Consider the following 24,467-nt stretch of genomic DNA (forward strand, 5'->3'; position numbering starts at 1 on the left):
AATATCCTTCAGACTTGACCGTGAGAGAGTTGGACGGCGTCATCGCCGCCGAAATGAACTTGTACGCCTTTAGCCGACAGCGCCTCGACCAATGTGCGGTCGGCGTCATGTTCCAGCACCAGGGAAAGAGGCGGAGAAAAGTCGTGCACGTGAAACGCCGCCTTGTGGCCCAGCTTTTCCGTGGTGATGGCGGCAACAATCCGCTGGCTGGCGCTGCAGGCAAGCCGCTTGAACACGGCATCCTCGAAAATATCCGCCGACAGGCCGGTCTCAGCCGCAACACCGCAAACGCCAAGAATACACAGCTCGGGCCGCATCAGCTCGAGTTGCCGCAACGCCATGGCGTCGATGGCCGCACCGACGGCCGGATCGACCTTGCCGCCGATCATGATCAAAGCGATATCGGCGCGCCCCGTGAGTTCAGCGGCAATAGCAGGCGTATTCGTTACCACCGTCAATTTGAGACCGGCGGGGATAGCCCTTGCGATGGCCAGATTGGTGGAGCCGGCATCGATGAAGACGACCATGCCCGGCTCAAGCAGCGGAATTGCTGCGAGCGCCAACGAAGCCTTGCGATCGGCATCCTCGGTGATCCGTGTCTTCAGCGGCACCGTCTTGTTATCGGAAAGCAACGCCCCGCCATAGACGCGCAGACACTCCCCGCGCGCCGCCATATCCCGCAGATCCCGGCGGACCGTATCTTCCGAAACGCCGAAATTCTGGGCCAGATCCTGCGCAAGCACGCGGCCGCTTTGCCGCAACTGTGCAAGGATGAGCGCCTGCCGCTCGCTGACAAAATGATCGCTCATCGGGACTCATGCATAAACAGGAATAAACGTGCACAAACATGCATATTTGAGTTTTAGCGAAGGTGCAACAGCAAAACGCCCGCCGGGAGGGCGGGCGTTTATAACGAAAGACAAAATATCGGGGCTAGCGATGCCGTGTGGGCATCATTCCGCGTAGGCGATCAGCAGATCCTTTGCGTCGATCTGGTCACCCGGGCGCACGAGAACCTCGGCGACCTTGCCATCGCGTTCGGCGTGAAGCGCGGTTTCCATCTTCATGGCCTCGATGGAGAGCAGCACGTCGCCGGCCTTGACCTCCTGACCCTGGTTGATGAAGACGCGGCTGATCACGCCCGGCATCGGCGCACCAATATGTGTGCCATTGCCGAGTTCCGCTTTGCGGCGCACCGCAGAGCCGGATGCGCCATGAGCGCGATCCGGCACCTTGATGCGGCGCGGCTGGCCGTTGATCTCGAAGAACACCGTCACCATGCCCTTATCGTCAGTGCCGGAAGAGGCTTGATTGACGATGACCAGCGTTTTGCCGCGCTCGATATCGGCAAACAGCTCTTCACCGTCCTCCATGCCGTAGAAATACGCATGGGTGGGAAGCACGGAAACCGGACCGTAGGTCTCGGATGTCAGCGCGAAATCGGTGAACACCTTCGGATACATCAGATAGGATGCGAATTCGAAGTCGTTCACGGAACGCTCGAGTTTGGTCTCGATCGCCTTTCTCTCAGCATCGAGATCGGCATCCGGCAGCAATGAGCCGGGACGAACCGTATAGGGCGCGTCACCCTTCAGCGCCTTTTTCTGCAGGGCTTCCGGCCAGCCGCCTGGCGACTGTCCAAGATCGCCCTTCAGCATCGAAACCACCGAGTCCGGGAAGGACACTTCGCGATCAGGATTTTCCACGTCGGCGACCGTCAGATCCTGGCTCACCATCATCAGCGCCATATCGCCGACAACCTTGGAGGACGGCGTGACCTTGACGATATCGCCGAACATCCGGTTGGCGTCGGCATAGGCCTGCGCGACCTCGTGCCAGCGGCTCTCAAGACCGAGCGAGCGCGCCTGCTCCTTGAGATTGGTGAATTGCCCACCGGGCATTTCATGCAGATAGACTTCCGAGGCAGGGCCCTTCAGATCGCTTTCGAAAGCCGCATACTGGTTGCGCGCCGACTCCCAGTAAAAGGAGATGCGGCGGATCCATTCCGTATCGAGACCCGTATCGCGTTCCGATCCGGCCAGCGCTTCCACGATGGAACCGAGGCAGGGCTGGGACGTGTTGCCCGAAAGCGCATCCATGGCGGCATCCACCGCATCCACGCCCGCATCGACGGCGGCAAGCACGGTCGCAGCCGCAATGCCGGATGTGTCATGCGTGTGGAAATGGATAGGCAGGCTGGTCGCCTCCCTAAGCGCCTTGAACAGCACCTTGGCAGCGGCAGGCTTCAGAAGTCCCGCCATATCCTTGACGGCGATGATGTGCGCGCCTGCACGCTCCAGCTCGGCGGCGAGGTTGGTATAATATTTCAGGTCGTATTTTGGACGCGCGGAATTGAGGATATCGCCCGTGTAGCAGATGGCCGCTTCGCAGAGCTTGTTCTCCTCGGCGATCGCATCCATCGATACGCGCATATTCTCCACCCAGTTCAGGCAGTCGAACACGCGGAACAGGTCGATACCGCCCTTCGCAGCCTGACGGACGAAATATTTCACGACATTGTCTGGATAGTTCTTGTACCCGACGCCGTTCGCACCGCGCAGCAGCATTTGCAGCAGCAGGTTCGGCGCACCCTCGCGGATCAGCGCCAGGCGCTCCCACGGGTCTTCCGTCAGGAAGCGCATGGAAACGTCGAAAGTGGCGCCGCCCCAGCACTCCAGAGACAGAAGCTGCGGCAAGGCCTTGGCATAGACGCTTGCGACGCCGGCAATGTCATGGGTACGCATGCGTGTGGCCAGCAGCGACTGATGGCCGTCGCGCATCGTCGTGTCCGTTACCAGCACCCGCTTTTCGTTGCGCATCCAGTCGGCAAAGCCCTTCGGCCCCAGCCGGTCGAGCAATTGCTTGGTGCCATCAGGCGTCGGCGCATCGATATAGGGAACCACCGGCTGTGCCGCATTTGCCGGTGGCTTGACGCGGCCCTTGGTTTCCGGATGCCCGTTCACCGTCACATCGGCAAGATAGGTGAGCAGCTTCGTAGCGCGGTCCTGACGCTTGACCTGTGCAAACAGCTCCGGCGTCGAATCGATGAAGCGGGTCGTATAGGTGTTGTTGCGGAAACTCGCATGGCCAATGATGGCCTCGAGGAAGGTGAGGTTGGTCGCAACACCGCGAATTCGGAATTCGCGCAGCGCGCGGTCCATGCGGCTGATCGCTTCATCCGGCTGCGGCGCCCAGGCCGTTACCTTCACCAAAAGCGGATCGTAATAACGGGTAATGATCGCCCCCGAATAGGACGTCCCGCCATCCAGACGAATGCCGAAGCCGGACGCCGAGCGGTACGCCGTTATACGGCCGTAGTCGGGAATGAAATTGTGCTCCGGGTCTTCCGTGGTGATACGGCACTGCAGCGCATGGCCGTTGAGGCGGATATCCTCCTGTTTCGGCACACCCGATTCCGGCGTGCCGATGGCGGCCCCTTCCAGAATATGGATTTGCGCCTTGACGATATCGATGCCGGTCACGACTTCGGTGACGGTATGCTCCACCTGAATGCGCGGATTGACCTCGATGAAGTAGAATTTGCCGGTATCGACATCCATCAGATATTCGACCGTGCCGGCGCCGATATAATTGGTCGCAGCCGCGATCTTTAAAGAATAGGCGGCCAGTTCCTGACGCTGCGCTTCGCTGAGATAGGGTGCCGGCGCGCGCTCAACCACTTTTTGATTGCGGCGCTGGATCGAACAATCGCGCTCGAACAGATGCACGACATTGCCGTGGGTATCACCGAGAACCTGGCTCTCGACGTGGCGGGCGCGCTCGAGCAGCTTTTCGAGATAGACCTCGTCCTTGCCGAAAGCGGCCTTCGCCTCGCGCTTGGCCTCGGTGACCTCGCGTGCCAGATCCTCCTTTTTGCGGATGGCGCGCATGCCGCGACCGCCGCCGCCCCAGGAGGCCTTCAACATCACGGGATAACCGATCTCTTCGGCCAGCCGCTCCACCTCTGCCATATCGTCCGGCAGCGGCTTGGTTGCAGGAACAACGGGAACATTGACCGAGATCGCCAGATTGCGGGCGGCAACCTTGTTGCCGAGCTGGCGCATCGTATCCGCCGTCGGTCCGATGAAGGTGATGCCAGCCTTGTTACAGGCCTCAACGAATTCGGGGCTTTCGGACAAAAGGCCGTAACCGGGATGGATCGCGTCCGCGCCGGAAAGTCTGGCCACGCGGATGACCTCCTCAATCGAAAGATAGCTCTCGATCGGTCCCATATCCTTGGCGAGATGCGGACCCCTGCCGACCTGATAACTTTCATCCGCCTTGAAGCGGTGCAAAGACAGCTTGTCCTCTTCCGCCCAAATGGCGACGGTTTTTATCCCCAGCTCGTTCGCTGCCCGGAAAACTCGGATCGCAATTTCGGATCGGTTGGCAACAAGTATTTTCGATATTTTCAAGACGGTCTCCCCACACGCCAAAACAGAATTTCTGCTGCACTGCGGAATTAAGCAGCAAAACCCGGTCTTGAAAAGGGCAATTCGGGAGAGAAGCGTACTGTCGTAACTAGCTCAGCAAGCCGTTGCGAAAGGCGAGTGCTACAGTATGCTGCCTGTTCTTGGCGCTGAACCGACGCTGGATTCCATTGATATACCAGTCGACCGTGTGATTGGAGATCGATAGCTGGCGTCCAATTTCGGTTGAGGTCATGCCATCAGCCATCAGCGTCAGCACTTCCATTTCCCGCCTTGTAAGTTCCAGAGCGGAAACATTCGGCGCGTTGTTGAGGTTATGGACCTGGCCTGAAAGATCGAGCAGACGCCAGAACACCGCGCGCGTGGCCGCATCCAGCAGCTCAACGTGCAACGAAGGCAATTGCCGGTCCTCGCCGCCAAGGAACACCGCGCCGATGAATCCCGCGCGCCCGTGCACCGGAAAGGCGTACCCACCCTGCAGACCGTAACGGCCGGCATCGTGAAAGAACACATTCGCCCTTTTTCGATGCATCGCGCGGGGCAGGCCCTCAAGCGCCTCTTTCCACTGAAACGGCTTGTGCACCATGCCGATCACCTTACGGACGGGATCGACAAGATTATATTTCTTGGCGCGGTAGACCTCGATCCACCCTTCCGGGAGATGTTGTGCGAGAATCTGGCCGGTGGAAGCAAGCTCCCCGGTCATCCGCCGGCTGACGAGGAAATATTCGAAACCATATTCGCGAATAAGTGTTACAAATTCGGAGCGAACACGATCAGCGTTTCCCGCCTGGTAGCACGCAGAGATGAAGTGAAGAATATCATGCATAAAGACACATGCCCGGAGCTTGGCTGGAAGGGATGACATGAAGGACATGGTCCCGCGAGGACGTCATGTTACTCGGGCGCCGGTCGGTTCAGACTGAACATATCGTCGTTAGCAATCCCTGAAACGAACATGCAAAATCTTGTGACGGCGTCCCCTAGAAACATCGGGTTCAGTTTTTTTTCGGTTCGCACGCGTGCTCGGTTTGTTAAGCCGCCATTCAGACTGAAAGAGCGATAATTACACAAATTTCGCCGTCTCATGCAACCTTGCTAAAACAGCATTGTATTGAGACCGAACAATCAACCGCTCGAAACAGACGCTGGACTGGATTGAAAATTTGACCTTGTTTCAGGTTTACACACGCGCCCTGCGCTATCTGACCGTACATAAATGGCGGGTGTTGATCGTTGTCATCGCCAACATCATTCTTGCAGCGATCACCATTGCCGAACCCGTGCTGTTTGGACGGATCATCGACGCCATCTCTTCCGGCTCCGATGTCACGTCCATCCTCATCCTGTGGGCGGGTTTCGGCGTCTTCAACACCGTGGCTTATGTCGCTGTCGCCCGCGAGGCCGACCGGCTGGCCCACGGTCGCCGCGCGACCCTGCTGACGGAAGCCTTCGGCCGGATCATCTCCATGCCGCTCTCCTGGCACCATCTGCGCGGCACCTCGAACGCGCTGCATACGCTTCTGCGCGCCAGCGAGACGCTGTTCGGCCTGTGGCTCGAATTCATGCGCACGCATCTGGCGACTTTCGTCGCGCTCGTGCTGCTTATTCCGACAGCCATTGCCATGGACCTGCGCCTCAGCTTCGTCCTGATCGGTCTTGGCATCGTCTACTGGTTCATTGGCAAGTGGGTGATGGGCCGCACCAAGGATGGCCAGGCTTCGGTCGAGGAGCATTATCACAGCGTTTTTGCCCATGTCAGCGATTCCATCAGCAACGTGTCCGTCCTGCACAGCTACAACCGCATCGAGGCTGAAACGAAGGCGCTGAAATCCTTCACCGAAAAACTGCTGAGCGCCCAATATCCGGTGCTCGACTGGTGGGCTTTCGCAAGTGCCTTGAACCGCACTGCCTCCACCGTTTCGATGATGATCATCCTCGTCATCGGCACCGTGCTGGTGAAGAACGGCGAATTGCGCGTCGGTGACGTGATTGCCTTCATCGGTTTCGCCAATCTTCTCATCGGCCGTCTCGATCAGATGCGTCAGTTCGTGACCCAGATTTTCGAAGCGCGCGCAAAGCTCGAGGATTTCTTCGTGCTGGAGGATTCCGTCAAGGAACGGGAAGAACCGGGCGACGCCCGCGAATTGTCCAATGTCTCCGGCACCGTGGAGTTCCGCAACGTCAATTTCGGTTTCGCCAACACCAAGCAGGGTGTCCACGACATCTCGTTTACGGCCAAGGCCGGCCAGACGATTGCCATCGTCGGACCGACGGGCGCGGGCAAGACCACGCTCATCAATCTTCTGCAGCGTGTTTATGATCCTGATTCAGGCCAGATTCTGATCGATGGAACCGACATCTCGACGGTGACGAAGAACTCGCTCAGAAACTCCATCGCCACGGTGTTCCAGGATGCCGGCCTTCTGAACCGCTCCATCCGCGAAAACATCCGCCTTGGTCGCGAATCCGCTACCGACGCGGAGGTCGTGGAAGCAGCAGCCGCTGCTGCTGCGACGGATTTCATCGACAGCCGTATCACCGGCTACCTGACCCAGGTGGGTGAACGCGGCAACCGCCTGTCCGGTGGCGAGCGCCAGCGTATCGCCATTGCGCGTGCTATCCTGAAGAACGCTCCCATCCTGGTCCTTGACGAGGCAACCAGCGCGCTGGACGTGGAAACGGAAGCACGAGTTAAGGCCGCCGTGGACGCGCTGAGAATGAACCGCACGACCTTCATCATCGCCCACCGCCTTTCCACGGTACGCGATGCCGATCAGGTGCTGTTCCTCGATCAAGGCCGTATCATTGAAAAGGGCACGTTCGACGAGCTCAGCCAGCGTGGCGGACGCTTCACCTCGCTGCTGCGCACCAGCGGCCTGCTGACAGAGGACGAGGGCCAGCCCCGGCCGAAAGCCATCGCCTCCTGACACTCTGGCTTACGGAATATAATAAGGGCGGGCACCGTGGTGTCCGCCCTTTTTCTTTGTCCGTTTTCCAAGGTCTGCGAAGCTGCAGACATGTGCCTTGATAATGCAGGAAAGGGCCAAGCCTTAGCCTTGGCCTTGGCCTTGGCCATCAGCATTCAGCGATAAAACAGCGCAGAAACATGGCTCTGTAAAACTGCTCTGCCTGCGTGCCACGTCGAGAGGAGCACGGCTCACATTCTCGTTGGCCCTTGCAAGACCGTCGCGAGGCTGTGTCATTTCTCTAATTGAGATGATGCTGGAGATACCCGCCAGGACAAAGCTGTTACCGCGCCTCCGTACAGACAAACAATACCAGGGCAGCCACAATAAAAATTAAGGCCCCTGCGTCACCGCAGGAGCCTGATTTTAAAAGCAAACGTAGAGCCGGTCGTCAGTCGAACGGGATCACCCGATCGTCAGCCGACAGGGGCTTGCCGTCGACGGATACAGAGACCTCTGCCGTGCCGGCCTTACGGCTGACGACGATGTCCTTTGCTTTACCGTCCAGCGTGATCTTCACCGAGAAGCCGCTCCAGTCTTCGGGCAGCGACGGCGCGATGTGAAGCTTGCCTTCGGTTCGGGTGATACCGAGAATGCCCTCGATCGCGGCGCGATAGAGCCAGCCGGCGGAACCCGTGTACCAGCTCCAGCCGCCGCGACCCGCATAAGCGCCCTCACCATAGACATCGGCGGTCACCACATAGGGTTCGACCCGATAGGTTTCGGAGGATGCCGCGTCGAGCGCATGGTTGACGGGGTTGAGCAGCTTGAAGCAGTTCCACGCCTCCTGCGCACGCCCCTGCTTGGCAAGGGCAAGCACTACCCAGGTCGCCGCGTGGGTATATTGTCCGCCGTTTTCGCGCACACCCGGCGGATATCCCTTGATATAACCCGGATCATGCGGTGCCCGCGAGAATGGCGGGGTGAACAGACGGATGATACCGGCCTTTTCATCGACCAGATGCTCAATGACAGCGTCCATCGCCTGCCGTGACCGCCCTTCTTCACCCTCGCCGGAAAGAACGCTCCAGCTCTGGCCAAGTGAATCGATCTGGCATTCCTCGCTGGTGGCGGAACCGAGCGGCGTGCCGTCATCGAAATAACCGCGACGGTAGTAGCTGCCGTCCCAACCCGCAGTTTCGAGAGCATTGCGAAGCTTTTCGCGATGCGCCGACCACCTGCCGACACGGTCTGCATCACCGCGCTTTTCGGCGATCGCGATGAAATCGCGAAGCGCTCCGGCCAGGAACCAGCCAAGCCAGACACTGGTGCCCTTGCCGCCGATGCCGACACGGTTCATGCCGTCGTTCCAGTCACCGCCGAGGATCAGTGGCAGACCGTTTTCGCCGGTGCGATGGATCGCGAGATCAAGCGCCAGCGCCGCGTGTTCGTAGAGGCTAGCGGATTTGTCGCTCGTCTCCGGCTGGAAGAAGGCATCGTGCTGCCCCGGCATCAATGCCGGTCCCTTGATGAAGGGGATGTTTTCATCAAGGATGGCCGCATCACCCGTAGCCGAGACATACTGGTTGATCGCATAAGCGAGCCAGACCACGTCATCAGAGATCGTCGTGCGGACACCTGCGCCGGTCAAAGGCAGCCACCAATGCTGGACATCGCCTTCCGCAAACTGGCGGCCTGCCGCACGCAGGATCTGCTTGCGAGCGAGATCCGGCTGGTAGAGCAGGAATGCCAGCGTGTCCTGAAGCTGGTCACGGAAGCCGAAGGCGCCGCTCGACTGATAGAAGGCCGTGCGCGCCAGGATGCGGCACGCCAGCGCCTGATAGGGCAACCAGCTATTGACCATGTGGTTGAAGCCGGCATCGGGCGTGGTAACCTGCAACTGGCCGGTAAAGCCAGTCCAGAACGCCTTGCTGCCCTCCAGCACCGACTGGAAATCCGCCGCACGGACTTGTTCGACCAGCGTTGCCGCCTCCTCCGCATTGTCGGCATCGCCGAGAATGAAGGTCATATGCCGTTCTTCACCGGGCTTCAGGTGGATTTCCTGCATCAAGGCGGCGCAGGGATCGCCGTCCACCTCGGTGCTGCCACTGAGTGCCGCACCGGACACAATGCCCTGCGGAGCCTGTGCAGAACCGAAGCGGCCGATGAATTCACGGCGGCTGGTGGTGAAGCCGCTTGCCTCGCTGTCGAGCGTCAGGAAGGCAGTGCGGGTGCTATAGTCGATGCTGTAAGGGTTGGAAGCAAAAATCGCATTGCTGCCGGCATCGTGCCTGCTCAGGATGAACGGCGCAGATTTCTGGCCATTATTGCCCAGCACCCATTCCACATAAGCATAGACCTTCAGGCGGCGGCTTTTCGAACCCTTGTTGCGTACGATGAGCTGCGAGAACTTGACCGGCTTTTCACGGTCTACCGTCTGCGTCACCTCAACTTCAAGCTTATCCGTCTTGCCGGTCATTACGGAGTAACCGAGACCGTGACGGGTTTCGAACAGGGCTTCCGGATCACGCGAAAGGGCAGCACAGGGCGTATAGAGCTTTCCTGTTTCCACATCGGCAACATAGAAGGCCTCGCCCGGCCGGTTGATGACCGGATCGTTGCTCCAGGGTGTCAGCTGATAGTCACGGGAATTGCGGCTCCAGGTGAAACCAGCGCCTTCCGCCGACACATGGAAGCCGAAACTTTCGTTCGAGATGACGTTGATCCAAGGATGCGGCGTGGATTGCCCACCATGCAGGCGCACGACATATTCCTCTCCGCTTTTGGCGAAACCACCAAAACCGTTCCAGAAATCGAGATCGCCCGCATCCTCGACAGCCTCAGCGACGGGGAACGCAGGCACCGGCAGGCGAGCCTGCGCGGCCTCAGTCGCGCCGTCAGGACCGCGATGCGCCGCAAAAAGCGACACGGCGCGGTTGATCTGGTCGACAATCTTGCCATTCCGCACATGCAGCACGACACGGGAGGCCGCCAGAAGCGCGCTCCAGGTCTCTTCGTCCATCAAGTCGCGGCGAACGGAGAACACATGCGGCCTACCACCATCGGCGGGATTGATTCGACGCTGTGCCTCGGAAATATGATCCAGCGCATGCTGCATATCCTGTGCATACGACGCGGCCCGTTCGTTGACGATGACGAGATCGAAGATCACGCCGCGCGAACGCAGATATTCGTGGGCGCTGAGCGCCTCACGGGCAATATCCATGTCCATATCGTCATTGATACGCAGGCTGAAGATCGGGAAATCGCCCGAAATGGCAAGCGGCCAAAGCGCCCGCTGCGAAGCGAGGCCCGTTTTCAGCGTTTCCGAATCCGCGCGCAGATGCATGTCCGGATAGGTCAGATAACGGCCGAGATGCTGGAAAGCGGCGGCCTGCTGCGAAGTGACACCCACATGGCGCATCTGCACCTGCGTGCGCGTCCATGCATGTACGAGTTCATGGGCAAATGCGTCCGGATGGCGATAACGATCGATCGCCTTGTCGACTTCCTCGCGGCTCGGCGCGGCAATCGTCCAGAAAATTACGCTCACCTTCTTGCCGGCCGGTACGCGCACAGTGCGGCGCAACGACAGGATTGGATCGAGCGTGAAGCCGTCGGTGTTGGAAAGCGTAGCACCCGTATCGAATGCAGCCGCTTCACCGAGCGATCTGCCGCGGCCGATGAACTTGGCGCGGTCCGTCTCGAACTCCGTCGGGCGCGACGGGCCGGCGTTATCGGCAGCAAGATGCGCGATGATCGTTCCGGGCTCATTCGGGCTGCGGCGGTTACGCCAGGCGCGGATGACATCGCCGCGCCGGCCGATCTCCGTCTGCACGAACATGCGCGAGAACAGCGGATGGGCGTTGTCGTCGTCTTCCGACGCAATGACCGGCTCCATATAGGAGGTCACTTCAATGTAACGATCCTCGGAACCGACATTGAGCAGCGTGACGCGGCGGCCATCGGCATCGTGCTCGGTGGCGACGATGCATTCAACGACGCTCTGCAGATCGCCGACATTCTTGTGGAATTCGGCCTTGTCGTCGGTGAAGATCGTCTTGGTCTTTTCGCCTTCGATGACACGCGGCTCAGCCGTCGCACTCCACCATTGTCCATTGGTGGTATCGCGCAGGAAGATGAAGGTTCCCCAACGATCTTCGGTCGGGTCGGCCTTCCAGCGGGAAATCGCCTGACCGTTCCATTTCGAATATCCAGCACCGGTTGAGGTGAGCATCGTCGAATAATGGCCGTTCGACAGGAACACCACTTCGCGGTCGCGCACGGCCGGGTCGGCGATGGAGCGCACTTCCGCACGCAGCAGGTCTGCCTGTTCCTTGCCTGGGGTTTCCGGCTCGTATTTGGCGCTCATGACAGGCACTTCGCGCGGTGCCTTTTCCTGCAACAGGAGTTCGGCCGCCTCGATTACCGGGTCGGAATGGAAGAGTTCGCGCAACACACCGTCAAAGGCGACGTTGGCGACAGCCGCGATCGACATGCCGTGGTGGTGGGCATAATAGTTGTAGACCACCGCGCAGACCTTGCCGTCAGGCACACGTGTCGGCGTGAAATCCACGGCATCATGGAAGCCGTACTGTCCAAGCGCGCCAAGCTTGCGCAGCTTGTCGAGGTTTTCCAGCGCACCGTCAGGATCGTACTGGCTGGCGAGAATCGACGCATAGGGCGCGATGACAGCATTCTGGCCGAGACCGCGCTTGAGGCCAAGCGTCGGCACACCGAAGTTGGTGTACTGGTAGTTCATGTTGTGATCGCGGGCGTTGAACGCCGCTTCGGAAATGCCCCATGGCGTGCCGAGACGGCGGCCGTGGTTCATCTGTTCCTTGACGATCAGATTGTTGGTCTGGTTGAGAATGCCACCCTGACGCTCCTGCATGACGAGCGGAGGCATCAGATATTCGAACATCGAACCCGACCAGGAGACCAACGCGCCCTGCGCACCGATCGGCACGACCTGGCGGCCGAGACGGTACCAGTGCTCGGTCGGCAGATCGCCCTTGGCGATGGCAAACAGGCTGGTCAGGCGGCATTCGGACGCCAGAAGGTCGTAGCAGGCCTCGTCCAGTTCCTTGCTTTCGACGCGGTAGCCGATCGACAGAAGACGGCGATCCTTGCGATAAAGGAACGTGAAATCCATCGAGAAAGCGAGGTTGCGGCTGCGGTCGCGCAGCGATGCAAGACGCTGGCGTAGCGGCTCCATATTGGTGAGGTCGATGGCGCTGTCTGAAATATGCGCCTCGCAGCAATCCACGAGCAATTGCGCCCAGCGGGTCACTTCCGCGCTCTGCGCAGACTTCACTTCGTGATCGACATTGGTAGCGAGCTTCTGGATGTCGCGCGCGAGTACCGCAAGATTGATGACGCGGATCGATGCGAATTCATGCTCGCGCTTGACCGAGGCAAGAGCGTTCGAAAAACCGATGATGCGTTCTTCGAGGCGGCGATGCAGCGGACGCAGGTTCTTGCGGTCGTCAGGCAGCGCTTTCAGCGTTTCGCGCAGAATACCGGCGAGATCGCCGATACCGTCGAGATTACCCTGAAGATGCGCGGAAGGCGCTTCTGCCCACTGGCGGCAGGCAGACGAAACCGCAATCAGGTGACCGGCGAGATTACCGCTGTCCACCGCCGAAACGTAACGGGGACCAAGCGTCTGCAGCGTGTCCGTATGGTACCAGTTGTAGAGATGGCCGCGATGTTTCTCCATCTTCTCGACGGTCTGGATCGTGTTCTCGATCCGCTCCAGCGTATCGGCAAAGCTGATCCAGCCAAACTGGCGCGCCGAAATGATGGAAAGCAGGTAAACGCCGATATTGGTAGGCGATGTACGCGAGGCAACAATCGGCTCCGGCGTTTCCTGGAAGTTGTCCGGCGGCAGGTGGTTTTCCTGTGGCGTCACGAAGGCTTCGTAATAACGCCACGTGCGACGAGCGATCTTGCGAAGCTCGAAAGAGACGTGTTCCGAAACGAACAGCCGGTCTTCGGTTTCCGCCGACTGGCTGACATACCAGGCAACGGCGGGAGACAGAACCCAGAGCAGAGTAAAGGGAATGCCGATCAGGAAGGCATTGTCACCGGGCAGCGCCGCAAACAACAGACCGAGCATGGCCACAACAGGCGCATGCCACATCTGGCGGAAATAATAGGTGATTCCGCCCTGGGCGCTAGACTGCATGCTGGCGGCGGTGCGCCATTCCAGCATCAGCTTGTGGCTGACAAGCAGACGGTAGAGCGAACGGACAATTGCATCCGTCATCATGCAGGCAGAATCGGCAATGAAGACGATACGCAACGCAACCTGCGCATTGGTGGCGCGGATTTCCGACCAGATGGTGTGGAAATGCGCCTGAGGCACGATATCAGTGGAGCGCGGCACGAGCCCGGAAAGCAGCGAGAGCGTCGGAGCGACGAACAGCGAGAAGATCAGCAGGATCTGCCAGATCAGCGCACCGAGCGGGTCCATGAAATACCAGCCGAGGATCGAGGCGAAGAACCAGGCAATCGGCGTCAGCGAACGGCGCAGGTTATCGACCATCTTCCACCGGCCGATCGCGGTAACACCACGGGCGCGGTCGAGAATATAGGGAAGCAGCTGCCAGTCGCCACGCGCCCAGCGATGCTGGCGCGAGACTTCCACCTCGTAGCGGGTCGGGAAATCCTCGACCAGTTCCACATCGGTCACCAGCGCGCAGCGCGCAAAGGATCCTTCGAGCAAATCATGGCTGAGGATGGAGTTTTCCTCGATCCGGCCCTTAAGAGCCGCCTCGAAGGCATCCACGTCGTAAAGACCCTTGCCGGTGAAGGTGCCTTCGGAGGTCAGGTCCTGATAAACGTCGGAAACGGTAAAGACGTAGGGGTCGATACCGCGATTGATCGAGAAGACACGCTGGAAGACGGAGGCATCCTTGCCCGTCGTCAGCGAAGGCGTAACGCGCGGCTGCAACAGGCCATAACCTTCAACCACACGTCCCGAGACCGGATCGATGACGGGGCGGTTGATCGGGTGATGCATCTTGCCGACGAGTTTGGTCACCGCATCGCGCATCAGGCGCGTATCGGCATCAAGCGTCATGACGTATTTGACATCGGCCGGCACGATATTGGCGCCACCGAGGAATGTCGTGTCCTTGTCGCCGCGCAGCAGCATGTTCAGTTCATGCAGCTTGCCACGCTTGCGCTCCCAGCCCATCCAGCAGCCTTCGGACGGGTTGTAGATGCGGCGGCGGTGCAGCAGGTAAAAACGCGTCTTGCCATCGAAGGCATAACGGCTGTTCAGCGCCGCCAGTTCGCGCTTGGCATATTCGAGAATCTCGAGATCGTCGCCGGACTGCTCATATTGGGCATCGCGCCAGTCGCTGACCAGCGCGAAATAAATCTCGCCGTGCGGATTGGCGAGATAATGCACCTCGATATTGCGCATCATCTCGTCGACGCTGTCGCGGCTGGTCAACATGCAAGGCACGGCAACAAGCGTGCGGGCGTCCTGTGGAATACCGTTCTTGAACTCGTATCCGACCAACCGGAACGGCTTCACGAAGAAAGTGACGAGCGTGTTGAACAGACCGGTCGCGCCTTCCGAAGCAGGCAATGCAAACATCAGGAGGAATGCGGTTACCACATACCAGGGCATACCCGCTTCGGCCAGGAACCAGCCGACGGCAAGCATGACGAGCGCGGTGATGAGAAACACTGGCGCCGCAATTGCGAGCCAATTGAACTTGCGCATAGACCGGACGATATGCTGCGAGACCAGCGGCCTGTAAGCGAGTACCTTTTCAAGCTCGAACCGGCGCTGGCCGACGAGTACGGAGCCGACATTGACGCGATGGTTTTCAGACACCTCGGCAGGCTCGCCGGATCTCGCCATTTCCACGGCGGCACGCGCGACCTCTACCTCTGTCTTGGGGGAGCGACGCGCCAGAAGCTCGATCGTGTTGCGATAGGTGTTGCGAGAACCGAAATCGAGAATCTCGTAATCGGTTTCCTCGCGCAGGACCTTGTCGATATGGCTGACTTCCTCGAACCACACCGACCATTCGGTATCGTCGATTTCCCTCAGGCTCTTGACGATATTGCCCATCGTCACATTGCCGGAGGCCAGCCGGTTGTGCTCCGACATCATGACGTTTTCAGCGTCGGTGCCCGCAGCATGCAGGCGTTCTTCAAGCCAGGCCACCGCAAAACCCGAAGTCTGCGAGCCGTTTCTGAGGCGATAGAGGAACTGCGTCGCAAACGTCGGGTCGTCGACCAGCGAATCGACCTGCTTGAGAAGCGCTGCGGAGGCTTCCGCATCGTTCAGGCGAATGATTTCGTCGACGACTTCATTCGCCTTCTGGCGCATGCGGCGCGAGCGTTCCACGCGAATGGAGATGCGGCGAAGATTTTCGATGAGGACAAAACGGATGATGGAGGGCAGCGCCCACAATTCACCGATCTGCAGCGTCTTCGACGTCTGGTAGCCATCCACCAGCGCCGTCATATTCTCGCGCGAGACCGTGCTGTGGGTATGGGCGACATAAAGCCAGCCGAGCGCCATGACCCGCGGGATCGTCACGCCGCCCACCGTCATTGTCGGCAGCTGGCGATAGAACTTGCGCGGAAAATCGCGGCGGACTTCCTGGATCGCCTCTTCGATGACGTAGTGGTTGTCGAGCAGCCATTCCGCCGCCGGCGTTATCGTCGCGCCATTTTCCGCGTCGACGGCCGTTGTGCGGTAGACCCGCAGGATTTCCTTCTCGTTCTCACGGTGGCGCTCGAAGAAGTCGAACTCCATGAAGCCGGGAAGGGTATCGGCACCGTCGCGCGAAAGCGCGGCACCGGCATCATGCAGTTCCTCGACCGTCATATAGGACGCGCGGATCGAATCATTGTGATCGATCTGCTTCGTCTCGGAATCACGGGCGGCGGCGGTCGGGGTAATATGAAATGACATCGGCTCGTATTCTGAACTTTATGGAGAATTGTTCGACTTGACCGGCGTTTCGTCCGTGGCGGGAATACGCACGAAATCGGGCCACGCTATATTTATGACTTATCCTGAACCTTCGGTGAACCGGATCAGACGTTGTGTGCAACGCATCGTCAAACGGCGAATATCCGCAAGCACGGCGTTTTGCTGCGCGATCCCTCCGAGCATGCAAAGCCGGGGATCTCTGCGGAGAATGGATTTTCGACGACAGGAAAATTTCGCCCTATGGCCCGGCAATGCCGTTCCAACCGGATTTCGCACCTTCCCCCACGGCGAAAATTGTTCGCGCAACGTCAGATAGTCCCCCTTTGACACCTGAAGGGCAACGCGAGGCCGAGAAGGCCTGCGCCACATCCGAAACGCTAATGCCCCAGGACGTCTATAGTTCCATGCCACCTGTCGCGATACGATGCAAGCGATGAATTTCAAGGCATTCCGGCTCCGGGAACGCCCCTTACATGCCCGCGTATATGCTGCTATGAAATTTGCAAAAAGCGCTGGAAAAAAGCGGCGTAACCAGGGACTTCGAAAATGACCAGACAGACCGCAAACATTGCCTCCTTCGCCAACCATATGCCGGATGTGGTGGCAATCCGCCGCCACCTGCACCGGCATCCCGAAATCGGTCTTTCCGAATTCCAGACCTCGGATTTCATTGCCGGACAGCTGGTCGAAATGGGTTACGAAGTAACGCGCGGACTTGCCGGAACCGGTATCGTCGCCACGCTCCGCAATGGCGACAGTGCCCGCACGCTCGGCATTCGCGCCGATATCGATGCCCTGCCGATCCGAGAGGAAACCGGAGCGGAATATGCAAGCGCCAATGATGGCGTCATGCATGCCTGCGGCCATGACGGACACACGGCCATGCTCCTGGGAGCCGCGAAGATCATCGCCGAACGCAGGAATTTCGATGGGACCCTGCATCTGATCTTCCAGCCGGCGGAGGAGAATTTCGGCGGCGCCCGCATCATGATCGAGGACGGACTGTTCGACCGCTTCCCATGCGATGCGGTTTTTGCCCTCCATAACGATCCCGGCGTGCCCTTCGGGCAATTCGTCCTGCGCGACGGCCCAATCCTTGCCGCCGTCGATGAATGCAGGATCACCGTCAACGGATATGGCGGCCACGGCGCCGAACCGCAGGATGCGGCCGACCCTATCGTTGCGGGCGCCAGTATCATCATGGCCTTGCAGACGGTGGTGTCCCGTAACATCCATCCGCAACTGTCGGCGGTCGTCACTGTTGGCGCATTTCATGCTGGTGTTGCGAGCAACGTCATTCCCGAGAAGGCGGAAATGCTGCTCACCATCCGGTCCTTCGACGCGGGTGTGCGCGACGAACTGGAAAAGCGTATCCGGGCGATAGCCGAAGGCCAGGCGGCCAGCTATGGCATGAGTGTCACGCTCGATTACGAGCGCGGCTACAATGCGACCGTCAACCACAAGGCGGAAACGGATTATGTCGCCGGTCTGGCCCGTCGTTTCGCCGGGGCGGAAAAGGTGGTTGAAATGCAGCGCCCGTCCATGGGCGCGGAAGACTTCGCCTACATGCTTGAAAAACGGCCCGGCTGCTACTTCTTCCTCGGTACCGCGCGCACCGCAAACGACCCGCCGCTGCACCATCCGAAATTCGACTTCAACGACGATATCCTGCCAATCGGAACAGCCTTCTGGGTCGATCTGGCGGAGGATTATCTGAAGGTGTGAATGAATATAAAAAGGCCGGTCGGAGGAGCGACCGGCCTTTTTTTCTCAAGTTTCCTGATGAGAAAATCTGGGAGGATCAGGGAACGAGACCGAGTATGACCGCCGCGACAAAAGCCACGCACACGCCGACAAGAGCCGCGTGAACCGAATCTCTCCAGTTTCGCTGCGACTGGGGCTGCGAGACAAAGTCTTTTGCTTTTCCGGCCTTGGAATAAGACATTGTACAACTCCCTTCCCTGCTCGGCCCGTCAAAGCGGGCACTGCTTATTTCCCGTGAAGAATAGCTTTATTCCCCACTGTTTCAGTAGAGATAAAATTCCATAAGTTCGGCGCATTGGGAAAAATACGGATCGCGACTTGCCGCCGGACAAGCATCAATCTACCCATTGCGCAGGATCAACGTCGCAGACGGCATTTCCGTTCAAAATCATTGGCAGGCTCGGATAAGGACCATGACGGATATCGACGCCATCATCATAGGAGCCGGGGTGATCGGACTGGCGACGGCCCGCGAGCTGGCGATGCGTGGTCTTTCCGTCATCATCCTCGAAGGCGAAAAGGAATTTGGTTCCGCCACCTCTTCGCGCAACAGCGAGGTTATTCACGCCGGGCTTTATTATCCTGAAGGCAGCCTCAAGGCACGCCTTTGCGTTGAAGGCAGGGAGCGGCTTTACACGTTCTGCCAGAGCCATGGCGTTTCGCACCGCCGCTGCGGCAAACTCATCGTGGCAGCGAACGCGGACGAGACGGCTCTCTTGGCGACCCTCAAGGAAAAGGGTAACGCCAATGGCTGCGACGACCTCGCACTGATCGATGCCACGCAGGCGCTGTCGCTCGAGCCTGCGCTCACCTGCGTAGCGGCCCTGCTTTCACCTTCGACCGGTATCATTGATAGCCATGGTTATATGCTGGCGCTGCTCGGCGACGCGCAAGACCATGGCGCAGCCCTCGCCCTGAATGCACCATTCGAAAGCGCGGAAGCGACCGGCAACGGTTTCCGCGTTCACGTTGGCGGCAAGGAACCTCTCAGCCTGACATGCCGGCTCCTCGTCAACTCCGCCGGCCTTCTGGCACCGCTGGCGGCAAAACAGATCGAGGGATTGCCGAAGCACACGATCCCGGAGGCGCGTTTCGCCAAAGGCAGCTATTTTTCGCTGACCGGCAAGTCGCCTTTTTCACGGCTCATCTACCCCGCTCCGCACACCCACGGCCTTGGCGTGCACCTGACGCTGGATCTTGCCGGTCAGGCCCGTTTCGGGCCGGATGTGGAGTGGGTCGACACCATTGATTATGCCGTCGATCCCCGCCGCATGGAGGGTTTTGGCGACGCGATCCGCCGCTATTGGCCGGGCCTACCGGAACACGCGCTGATCCCGGCCTATTCGGGCATCCGGCCGAAGATTTCAGGACCCGACGAACCGGCCATGGATTTTCGCATCGACGGGCCGGAAACCCACGGCCTTACCGGTCTCGTCAATCTTTTCGGCATCGAAAGCCCAGGCCTCACCGCCTCGCTGACGATAGCCAACGAGGTTGTGGCACGGCTCGAGGCCTGATCCCACCCCGTTATCAGCCGAAACGGGACAGTGCGCTCGCCATGATCTCCGGATCGACATTGCCGCCGGAGGCGACCGCAATCACCGTTTCGCTCTCCAGCTCCTTGCCGTGAAACAGCGCCGCCGCCAAGGCCACCGCGCCGCCCGGCTCGACGACGACTTTCAGCCTGTTGAAGGCGAGAACCATGGCCCGCAGTGCTTCCTCTTCGGTCACGGCAATGCCTTTTCCGCAAAGCCCAACCATAATCGGGAAGGTGATGTTACCGGGCTGAGGCGTGACGATTGCATCGCAGATCGAACCGGAAGTCGTTGCATTCCGCTCGATCCTGCCCGCTGCGAGTGAGCGCGCCACATCGTCGAACCGCTCCGGTTCTGACGTCCTGACCTTGTAGTTCGGCGCTTTCGCCGCAAGGGCAAGGGAGATGCCGGATGTGAGGCCGCCGCCGCCGCAGGGCACGAGAACCTCGGCCGCATCGATACCGAGTTCCAAGCCCTGTTCGGCGATTTCCAGCCCGACAGTCCCCTGCCCTGCAATCACCAGCGGTTCGTCGTAGGGCCTGATCAGGGTCAGTCCGCGCTCGCTCGACAGGCGGTCGCCAATGGCGTCGCGATCGTCATTCGCCCGGTCATAGAGCACCACTTCCGCACCATAGTCGCGGGTATTGTCGATTTTGATTTTTGGTGCATCGGAGGGCATGATGATGACGGCAGGCACGCCATGCAGACGAGCAGCAAGCGCGACGCCCTGCGCATGGTTGCCCGAGGAAAAGGCGATCACGCCACGGGCGCGCACATCGGCCGGCAGACCGGATACCGCCGACCAGCCGCCGCGAAATTTGAACGAACCCGTTCTTTGCAGGCACTCGGCCTTCACGAACAGCTTCCTCCCGGCAATCTCATCCAGAAAATGCGACGACAGAAGCGGTGTCCGCACCGCATGTTCGCCGATGCGCTGGCGCGCTGCCTCAATCATCGAAATATCTGTCATGCCCTGCCCCTGTAATGCGGATGTTGGGTGTACATTAGGAGGTCGCAATTAATAGTGAAACCGGCTGGACAAGAAAAATCCCCGGTCTTGGCCGGGGATCTTTCGTCATGCGCTTGCAAATGAATGCTCAGTGGTTGTGCCGGGGCATCTTCTCGGCAATCCGGCGGAAATCCGCGGCCCCTTCCAGAACCGCACCGTCCGAAAGCTGGGTCACCGATTGACGATAGATGCGCTGCCAGGGCGTGGCATCCGCAGGCACCGCAGGAATGCCATCGGCCTTTCGGGCAGCAAGCTCTGCATCCGGTACCAGCGCGTCGCACTTGCCTTGATTGAAGTCGATGCGGATCACATCACCGGTGCGAAGCCATGCCAGTCCTCCACCGGCGGCACTTTCTGGCGAGGCATTGAGGATCGACGGGCTATCCGCGGTTCCCGATTGCCGGCCGTCGCCGATTGTCGGCAGGCTGGTTATGCCTTTTTTCAACAGCGCGTCCGGCGGCTGCATGTTGACGACCTCAGCCGAACCCGGCCAGCCGAGCGGTCCGGCCCCGCGAATGACGAGAATGGTGCGCTCATCGATATCGAGAGACGGATCGTTGATACGGGCGTGATAGTCTTCCGAACCATCGAAAACCACACATTTGCCCTCGAAAATCCCCTCTCGACCCGGCTCACTCAGATAACGCTGCCGGAATTCCGCCGAGATCACACTCGTCTTCATGATGGCGAAATCGAACAGATTGCCCTTGAGGACGAGGAAACCGGCCCGTTCCTTGAGCGGCTTATCGTAAGGAAGGATCACGTCGCGGTCGGTCGATTCCCGCCCGTCCAGATTTTCCGCCACGGTCTTGCCGGTCACGGTCGGACAGCTCCCATCAAGCTTGCCTGCCTTCAGAAGCTCCCACATGATGGCGGGCGTACCGCCGGCACGGTGATATTTCTCGCCCAGCCATTTTCCGGCGGGCTGGACATTGGCGATGAGCGGAATGTCATAACCGTGAACCTGCCAGTCTTCCTCGCGAAGTTCGACGCCCGCATGTTTCGCCATCGCCGCCAGATGCGGCTGGGCATTTGTCGAACCGCCGATTGCCGAATTGACGCGGATCGCGTTCAAAAACGCCTCGCGCGTCATGATATCCGAAGGCTTGATATTCTCGACAACCAGTTCGACGGCGCGGCGGCCGGTGCGATAGGCCATCTGGCCGCGTTCGCGGTAAGCGGCCGGGATTGCGCCGCAGCCGGTCAGCGACATGCCGAGCGCTTCGGCAATGGCATTCATGGTAGAGGCCGTGCCCATGGTGTTGCAGTGACCGACCGACGGAGCGGATTCCAGCGCCGCCTGCAGGAATTCCTCGCGGGTGATTTCGCCGGCGCCGTATTTGCGGCGCATGCGCCAGATGACCGTGCCGGAACCAACCAGATCGCCGTCATGGTACCCGTCGAGCATCGGCCCGCCGGATAAGACGATAGCCGGAATATCAACCGTGCTTGCCGCCATCAGCGCCGAAGGCGTGGTCTTGTCGCAGCCCGTGGTCAACACGACGCCATCGAGTGGATAACCGTAAAGCACTTCCACCAGGCTGAGATAGGCAAGATTGCGGTCAAGCGCCGCTGTCGGTCGCTTGCAGTTTTCGAACATCGGATGGGTCGGAAACTCGATGGGGATGCCGCCCGCATCACGGATACCATCGCGCACCCGCTTGACCAGTTCGACATGGACGCGGTTGCAGGGCGTCAGGTCGCTGCCGCTCTGCGCGATGCCGATGACCGGCTTGCCGGAACGCAGCTCTTCCGGCGTCACGCCATAATTCATGAAGCGCTCCAGATAGAGCGCCGTCATGTCGAGATGGTCAGGGTTGTCGAACCAGTCCTGGGATCGCAGCCGCCGCACGGGTGTCTTGTCGTCGCTCATGAGACCGCCTCAGCCCTGTTCCCGGTTGTTGAGTTTTTCGAGGTAAAGCAGGATACCGCTATGGTCGATATCGGCTCCACCATCGCTGACGAAATCATCGAACTCCCGCGTTACCTGCTGGGTCAAAGGCAACGTCAGGGACAAATCCTTCGCCGTCGCCAGCACCCCGTTCAGATCCTTGAGCTGGAACTTGGAGGGTCCGCCTGGCGCGAAATTGCGCTTCACCATGCGTTCGCCGTGCAATTCCAATATCCGGCTTTCGGCAAAACCGCCACGTATGGCGTTACGGAACCCTTCGCGGGATGCCCCGCCCGCTTCCACAAGCATCATCGCCTCGGCAACCGCGCCGATGGTGATGGCGACGATCTGCTGGTTTGCGAGTTTGCAAAGCTGGCCCGCACCGGAGGGGCCGACATAGGTGAGCCTGCCCATCGGCGCGAAGAAATCCGAAAGACCAGAGATCAGCGCCTCATCGCCACCGGCCATGATCGCGAGCGTACCCGCCGTTGCGCCCGGCACACCGCCGGAGACCGGCGCATCGACATGATGAATGCCCATTGCCCGTAGCCGGGAGGAGTGTTCGCGCGCAATAGGCGGCGCAATGGAGCTGCTGTCGATGACAACAGCGCCTTTTTCCAGCGCGTCCGCCACACCCGCCTCGAACAGCACCTCGCCCACGGCTTTGCCGTCGCTCAGCATGGTGATGACGATATCGGCACCCCTGGCGGCTTCGGCCGGCGATGCCGCGAGAACCGCGCCATCGGCAACCAGCGCCTCAGCCTTTTCGACGCTGCGGTTCCACACCGCAACCGAAAAGCCCGCGCCCAGCAGACGCCGGGCCATCGGCCCGCCCATCAGGCCTGTGCCGATAAAGGCAACCGACCGCTTCTTCTCCTCCCCGCCGACACTCATTTCAGTGAACCTCCCAGTTCGTCCTCGATATGAACCTGAATGATCTCTTCGAAGGAGCTTTCAGCCGTAAAGCCAAGTTCACGGGCGCGCTTTGCTTCGAAACCGGGCGCCCAGCCTTCGCACATGCGCATGATCATCTCATTCGGCTCGCGGCGAATGAGGGCAACAGCCTTTTCGCCCGCAACCTTGCGCAGCGCTTCAATCTGTTCGCCAACGGTGGCGCTGAGGCCGGGCATGGACAGGTTGCGGCGCGGACCGACCTTTTCCACGTCGATCGTCGCGCCATGAAGAAGGAAACCAACAGCGGAACGCGGCGAAGCGTGCCAATGGCGAATGCTTTCCGGCACCGGCAGAACCGCTTCCTGACCAACCAGCGGCTCGCGCAGAATATTGGAGAAGAAGCCGGAAGCAGCCGCATTGGGCTTGCCGGGGCGAATGCAGATCGTCGGCAGGCGAATGCCGATACCGTCGAAGAAACCGCGACGGCTATAGTCGGAGAGCAGCAGCTCGCAGATCGCTTTCTGCGTGCCGTAGCTGGTCAGCGGCGTGGTGTGGAACTCATCCGGAATCGGATAAGGGAGCGGCGCACCGAATACGGCGATCGACGAGGTGAAGACCACGCGCGGCTTGTAACCGTCCTTGCCGTTGGCAATGCGGATGGCGTCGAAGAGATAACGCGTGCCATCGAGATTGATACGGTAGCCCTTGTCGAAATCAAGTTCGGCTTCACCGGATACGATGGCAGCAAGATGAAAGATCACATCGGGGCGGGCTTCGACCAGCTTTTCGGCTTCGCCCGGCGCGGACAGATCGGCTGCGCGCGCATCAACCGCACCGGAGAAGCCGGCGGGCGCTTCAGGCTGAAACACGTCGATAAGCGTGAATCTGTCAATCGACTTGCCGCCAAGCGATCCATCCTTGACGAGACGCTGCGTCAGCTTACGGCCAACCATGCCTGCAGCACCGATGATTGCGATATGCATATCTTCCTCCTCTTTGGCCCGGTCATTCTCCCGAGACCGAAAAAACATCATCGGCTCGTGAACCGATAAATTAGCTTGTAAGGT

Annotated in this window: 11 protein-coding genes; 3 read left to right on the top strand and 8 right to left on the bottom strand. The window is 59.7% G+C overall.

Features of this window, described 5'->3' with window-relative positions:
- Positions 1-8: 8 nt before the first annotated feature.
- The 3 genes from AC5SEO_RS17545 to AC5SEO_RS17555 all read right to left on the bottom strand — a co-directional run bounded on the left by AC5SEO_RS17545 (position 9) and on the right by AC5SEO_RS17555 (position 5,259).
- Positions 9-809 carry a DeoR/GlpR family DNA-binding transcription regulator gene (locus AC5SEO_RS17545; RefSeq protein WP_174068673.1) on the bottom strand — a complete coding sequence of 267 codons (801 nt, stop codon included), beginning with the start codon at positions 807-809 and terminating at the stop codon, positions 9-11.
- A 144-nt stretch (positions 810-953) separates the two neighbouring features.
- Complete coding sequence (pyc, locus tag AC5SEO_RS17550; RefSeq protein ID WP_038492474.1) at positions 954-4,415, bottom strand: pyruvate carboxylase; 3,462 nt, start codon at positions 4,413-4,415, stop codon at positions 954-956.
- A gap of 106 nt (positions 4,416-4,521) precedes the next feature.
- Complete coding sequence (locus AC5SEO_RS17555) at positions 4,522-5,259, bottom strand: LuxR family transcriptional regulator (RefSeq protein WP_003516548.1); 738 nt, start codon at positions 5,257-5,259, stop codon at positions 4,522-4,524.
- Between the two features lie 337 nt (positions 5,260-5,596).
- Here AC5SEO_RS17555 and AC5SEO_RS17560 point away from each other — a divergent pair, with 337 nt between their 5' ends.
- Positions 5,597-7,360 (top strand): glucan ABC transporter ATP-binding protein/ permease, encoded by a 1,764-nt coding sequence (locus AC5SEO_RS17560; protein ID WP_013636948.1) that lies wholly within the window; start codon positions 5,597-5,599, stop codon positions 7,358-7,360.
- A gap of 430 nt (positions 7,361-7,790) precedes the next feature.
- Here the strand turns inward: AC5SEO_RS17560 and AC5SEO_RS17565 are convergent, their stop codons facing one another.
- A complete protein-coding gene (locus tag AC5SEO_RS17565; protein WP_174068674.1) occupies positions 7,791-16,286 on the bottom strand; it encodes a glycoside hydrolase family 94 protein in 8,496 nt (2,831 codons plus the stop codon).
- Positions 16,287-16,853: 567 nt separating this feature from the next.
- Here AC5SEO_RS17565 and AC5SEO_RS17570 point away from each other — a divergent pair.
- Positions 16,854-18,032: a M20 aminoacylase family protein gene (locus tag AC5SEO_RS17570; protein WP_174068675.1), complete on the top strand. Its 1,179-nt coding sequence runs from the start codon at positions 16,854-16,856 to the stop codon at positions 18,030-18,032.
- Positions 18,033-18,484: 452 nt separating this feature from the next.
- Entirely contained in the window at positions 18,485-19,588 is a 1,104-nt protein-coding gene (locus AC5SEO_RS17575; RefSeq protein ID WP_174068676.1) for an NAD(P)/FAD-dependent oxidoreductase, read from the top strand.
- A gap of 13 nt (positions 19,589-19,601) precedes the next feature.
- On the opposite strand, the gene AC5SEO_RS17580 is transcribed toward AC5SEO_RS17575, so the two are convergent.
- The 4 genes from AC5SEO_RS17580 to denD form a co-directional block, all read right to left on the bottom strand.
- Entirely contained in the window at positions 19,602-20,576 is a 975-nt protein-coding gene (locus tag AC5SEO_RS17580; protein ID WP_174068677.1) for a threonine ammonia-lyase, read from the bottom strand.
- 127 nt (positions 20,577-20,703) lie between these two features.
- The gene (locus tag AC5SEO_RS17585; RefSeq protein WP_003516539.1) at positions 20,704-22,488 is read right to left on the bottom strand and encodes an IlvD/Edd family dehydratase; all 1,785 of its coding nucleotides are present in this window, start codon (positions 22,486-22,488) and stop codon (positions 20,704-20,706) included.
- A gap of 9 nt (positions 22,489-22,497) precedes the next feature.
- On the bottom strand, positions 22,498-23,400 hold the full coding sequence (locus AC5SEO_RS17590; protein ID WP_065662961.1) for an NAD(P)-dependent oxidoreductase: 903 nt from the start codon (positions 23,398-23,400) through the stop codon (positions 22,498-22,500).
- Positions 23,397-24,383 (bottom strand): D-erythronate dehydrogenase, encoded by a 987-nt coding sequence (gene denD, locus AC5SEO_RS17595; protein ID WP_003516536.1) that lies wholly within the window; start codon positions 24,381-24,383, stop codon positions 23,397-23,399. The genes AC5SEO_RS17590 and denD overlap by 4 nt, the downstream gene beginning before the upstream one ends.
- Positions 24,384-24,467: the final 84 nt, after the last annotated feature.

It is taken from the genome of Agrobacterium sp. K11 (genome assembly GCF_059429395.1).

Excerpts from the sequence above, each read along its gene's own strand:
- AC5SEO_RS17565 (WP_174068674.1), bottom strand. The coding sequence starts at position 16,286 with ATGTCATTTCATATTACCCCGACCGCCGCCGCCCGTGATTCCGAGACG.
- AC5SEO_RS17585 (WP_003516539.1), bottom strand. The coding sequence starts at position 22,488 with ATGAGCGACGACAAGACACCCGTGCGGCGGCTGCGATCCCAGGACTGG.
- AC5SEO_RS17545 (WP_174068673.1), bottom strand. The coding sequence starts at position 809 with ATGAGCGATCATTTTGTCAGCGAGCGGCAGGCGCTCATCCTTGCACAG.
- AC5SEO_RS17555 (WP_003516548.1), bottom strand. The coding sequence starts at position 5,259 with ATGCATGATATTCTTCACTTCATCTCTGCGTGCTACCAGGCGGGAAAC.
- AC5SEO_RS17575 (WP_174068676.1), top strand. The coding sequence starts at position 18,485 with ATGACGGATATCGACGCCATCATCATAGGAGCCGGGGTGATCGGACTG.
- denD (WP_003516536.1), bottom strand. The coding sequence starts at position 24,383 with ATGCATATCGCAATCATCGGTGCTGCAGGCATGGTTGGCCGTAAGCTG.
- AC5SEO_RS17580 (WP_174068677.1), bottom strand. The coding sequence starts at position 20,576 with ATGACAGATATTTCGATGATTGAGGCAGCGCGCCAGCGCATCGGCGAA.
- AC5SEO_RS17590 (WP_065662961.1), bottom strand. The coding sequence starts at position 23,400 with ATGAGTGTCGGCGGGGAGGAGAAGAAGCGGTCGGTTGCCTTTATCGGC.
- AC5SEO_RS17570 (WP_174068675.1), top strand. The coding sequence starts at position 16,854 with ATGACCAGACAGACCGCAAACATTGCCTCCTTCGCCAACCATATGCCG.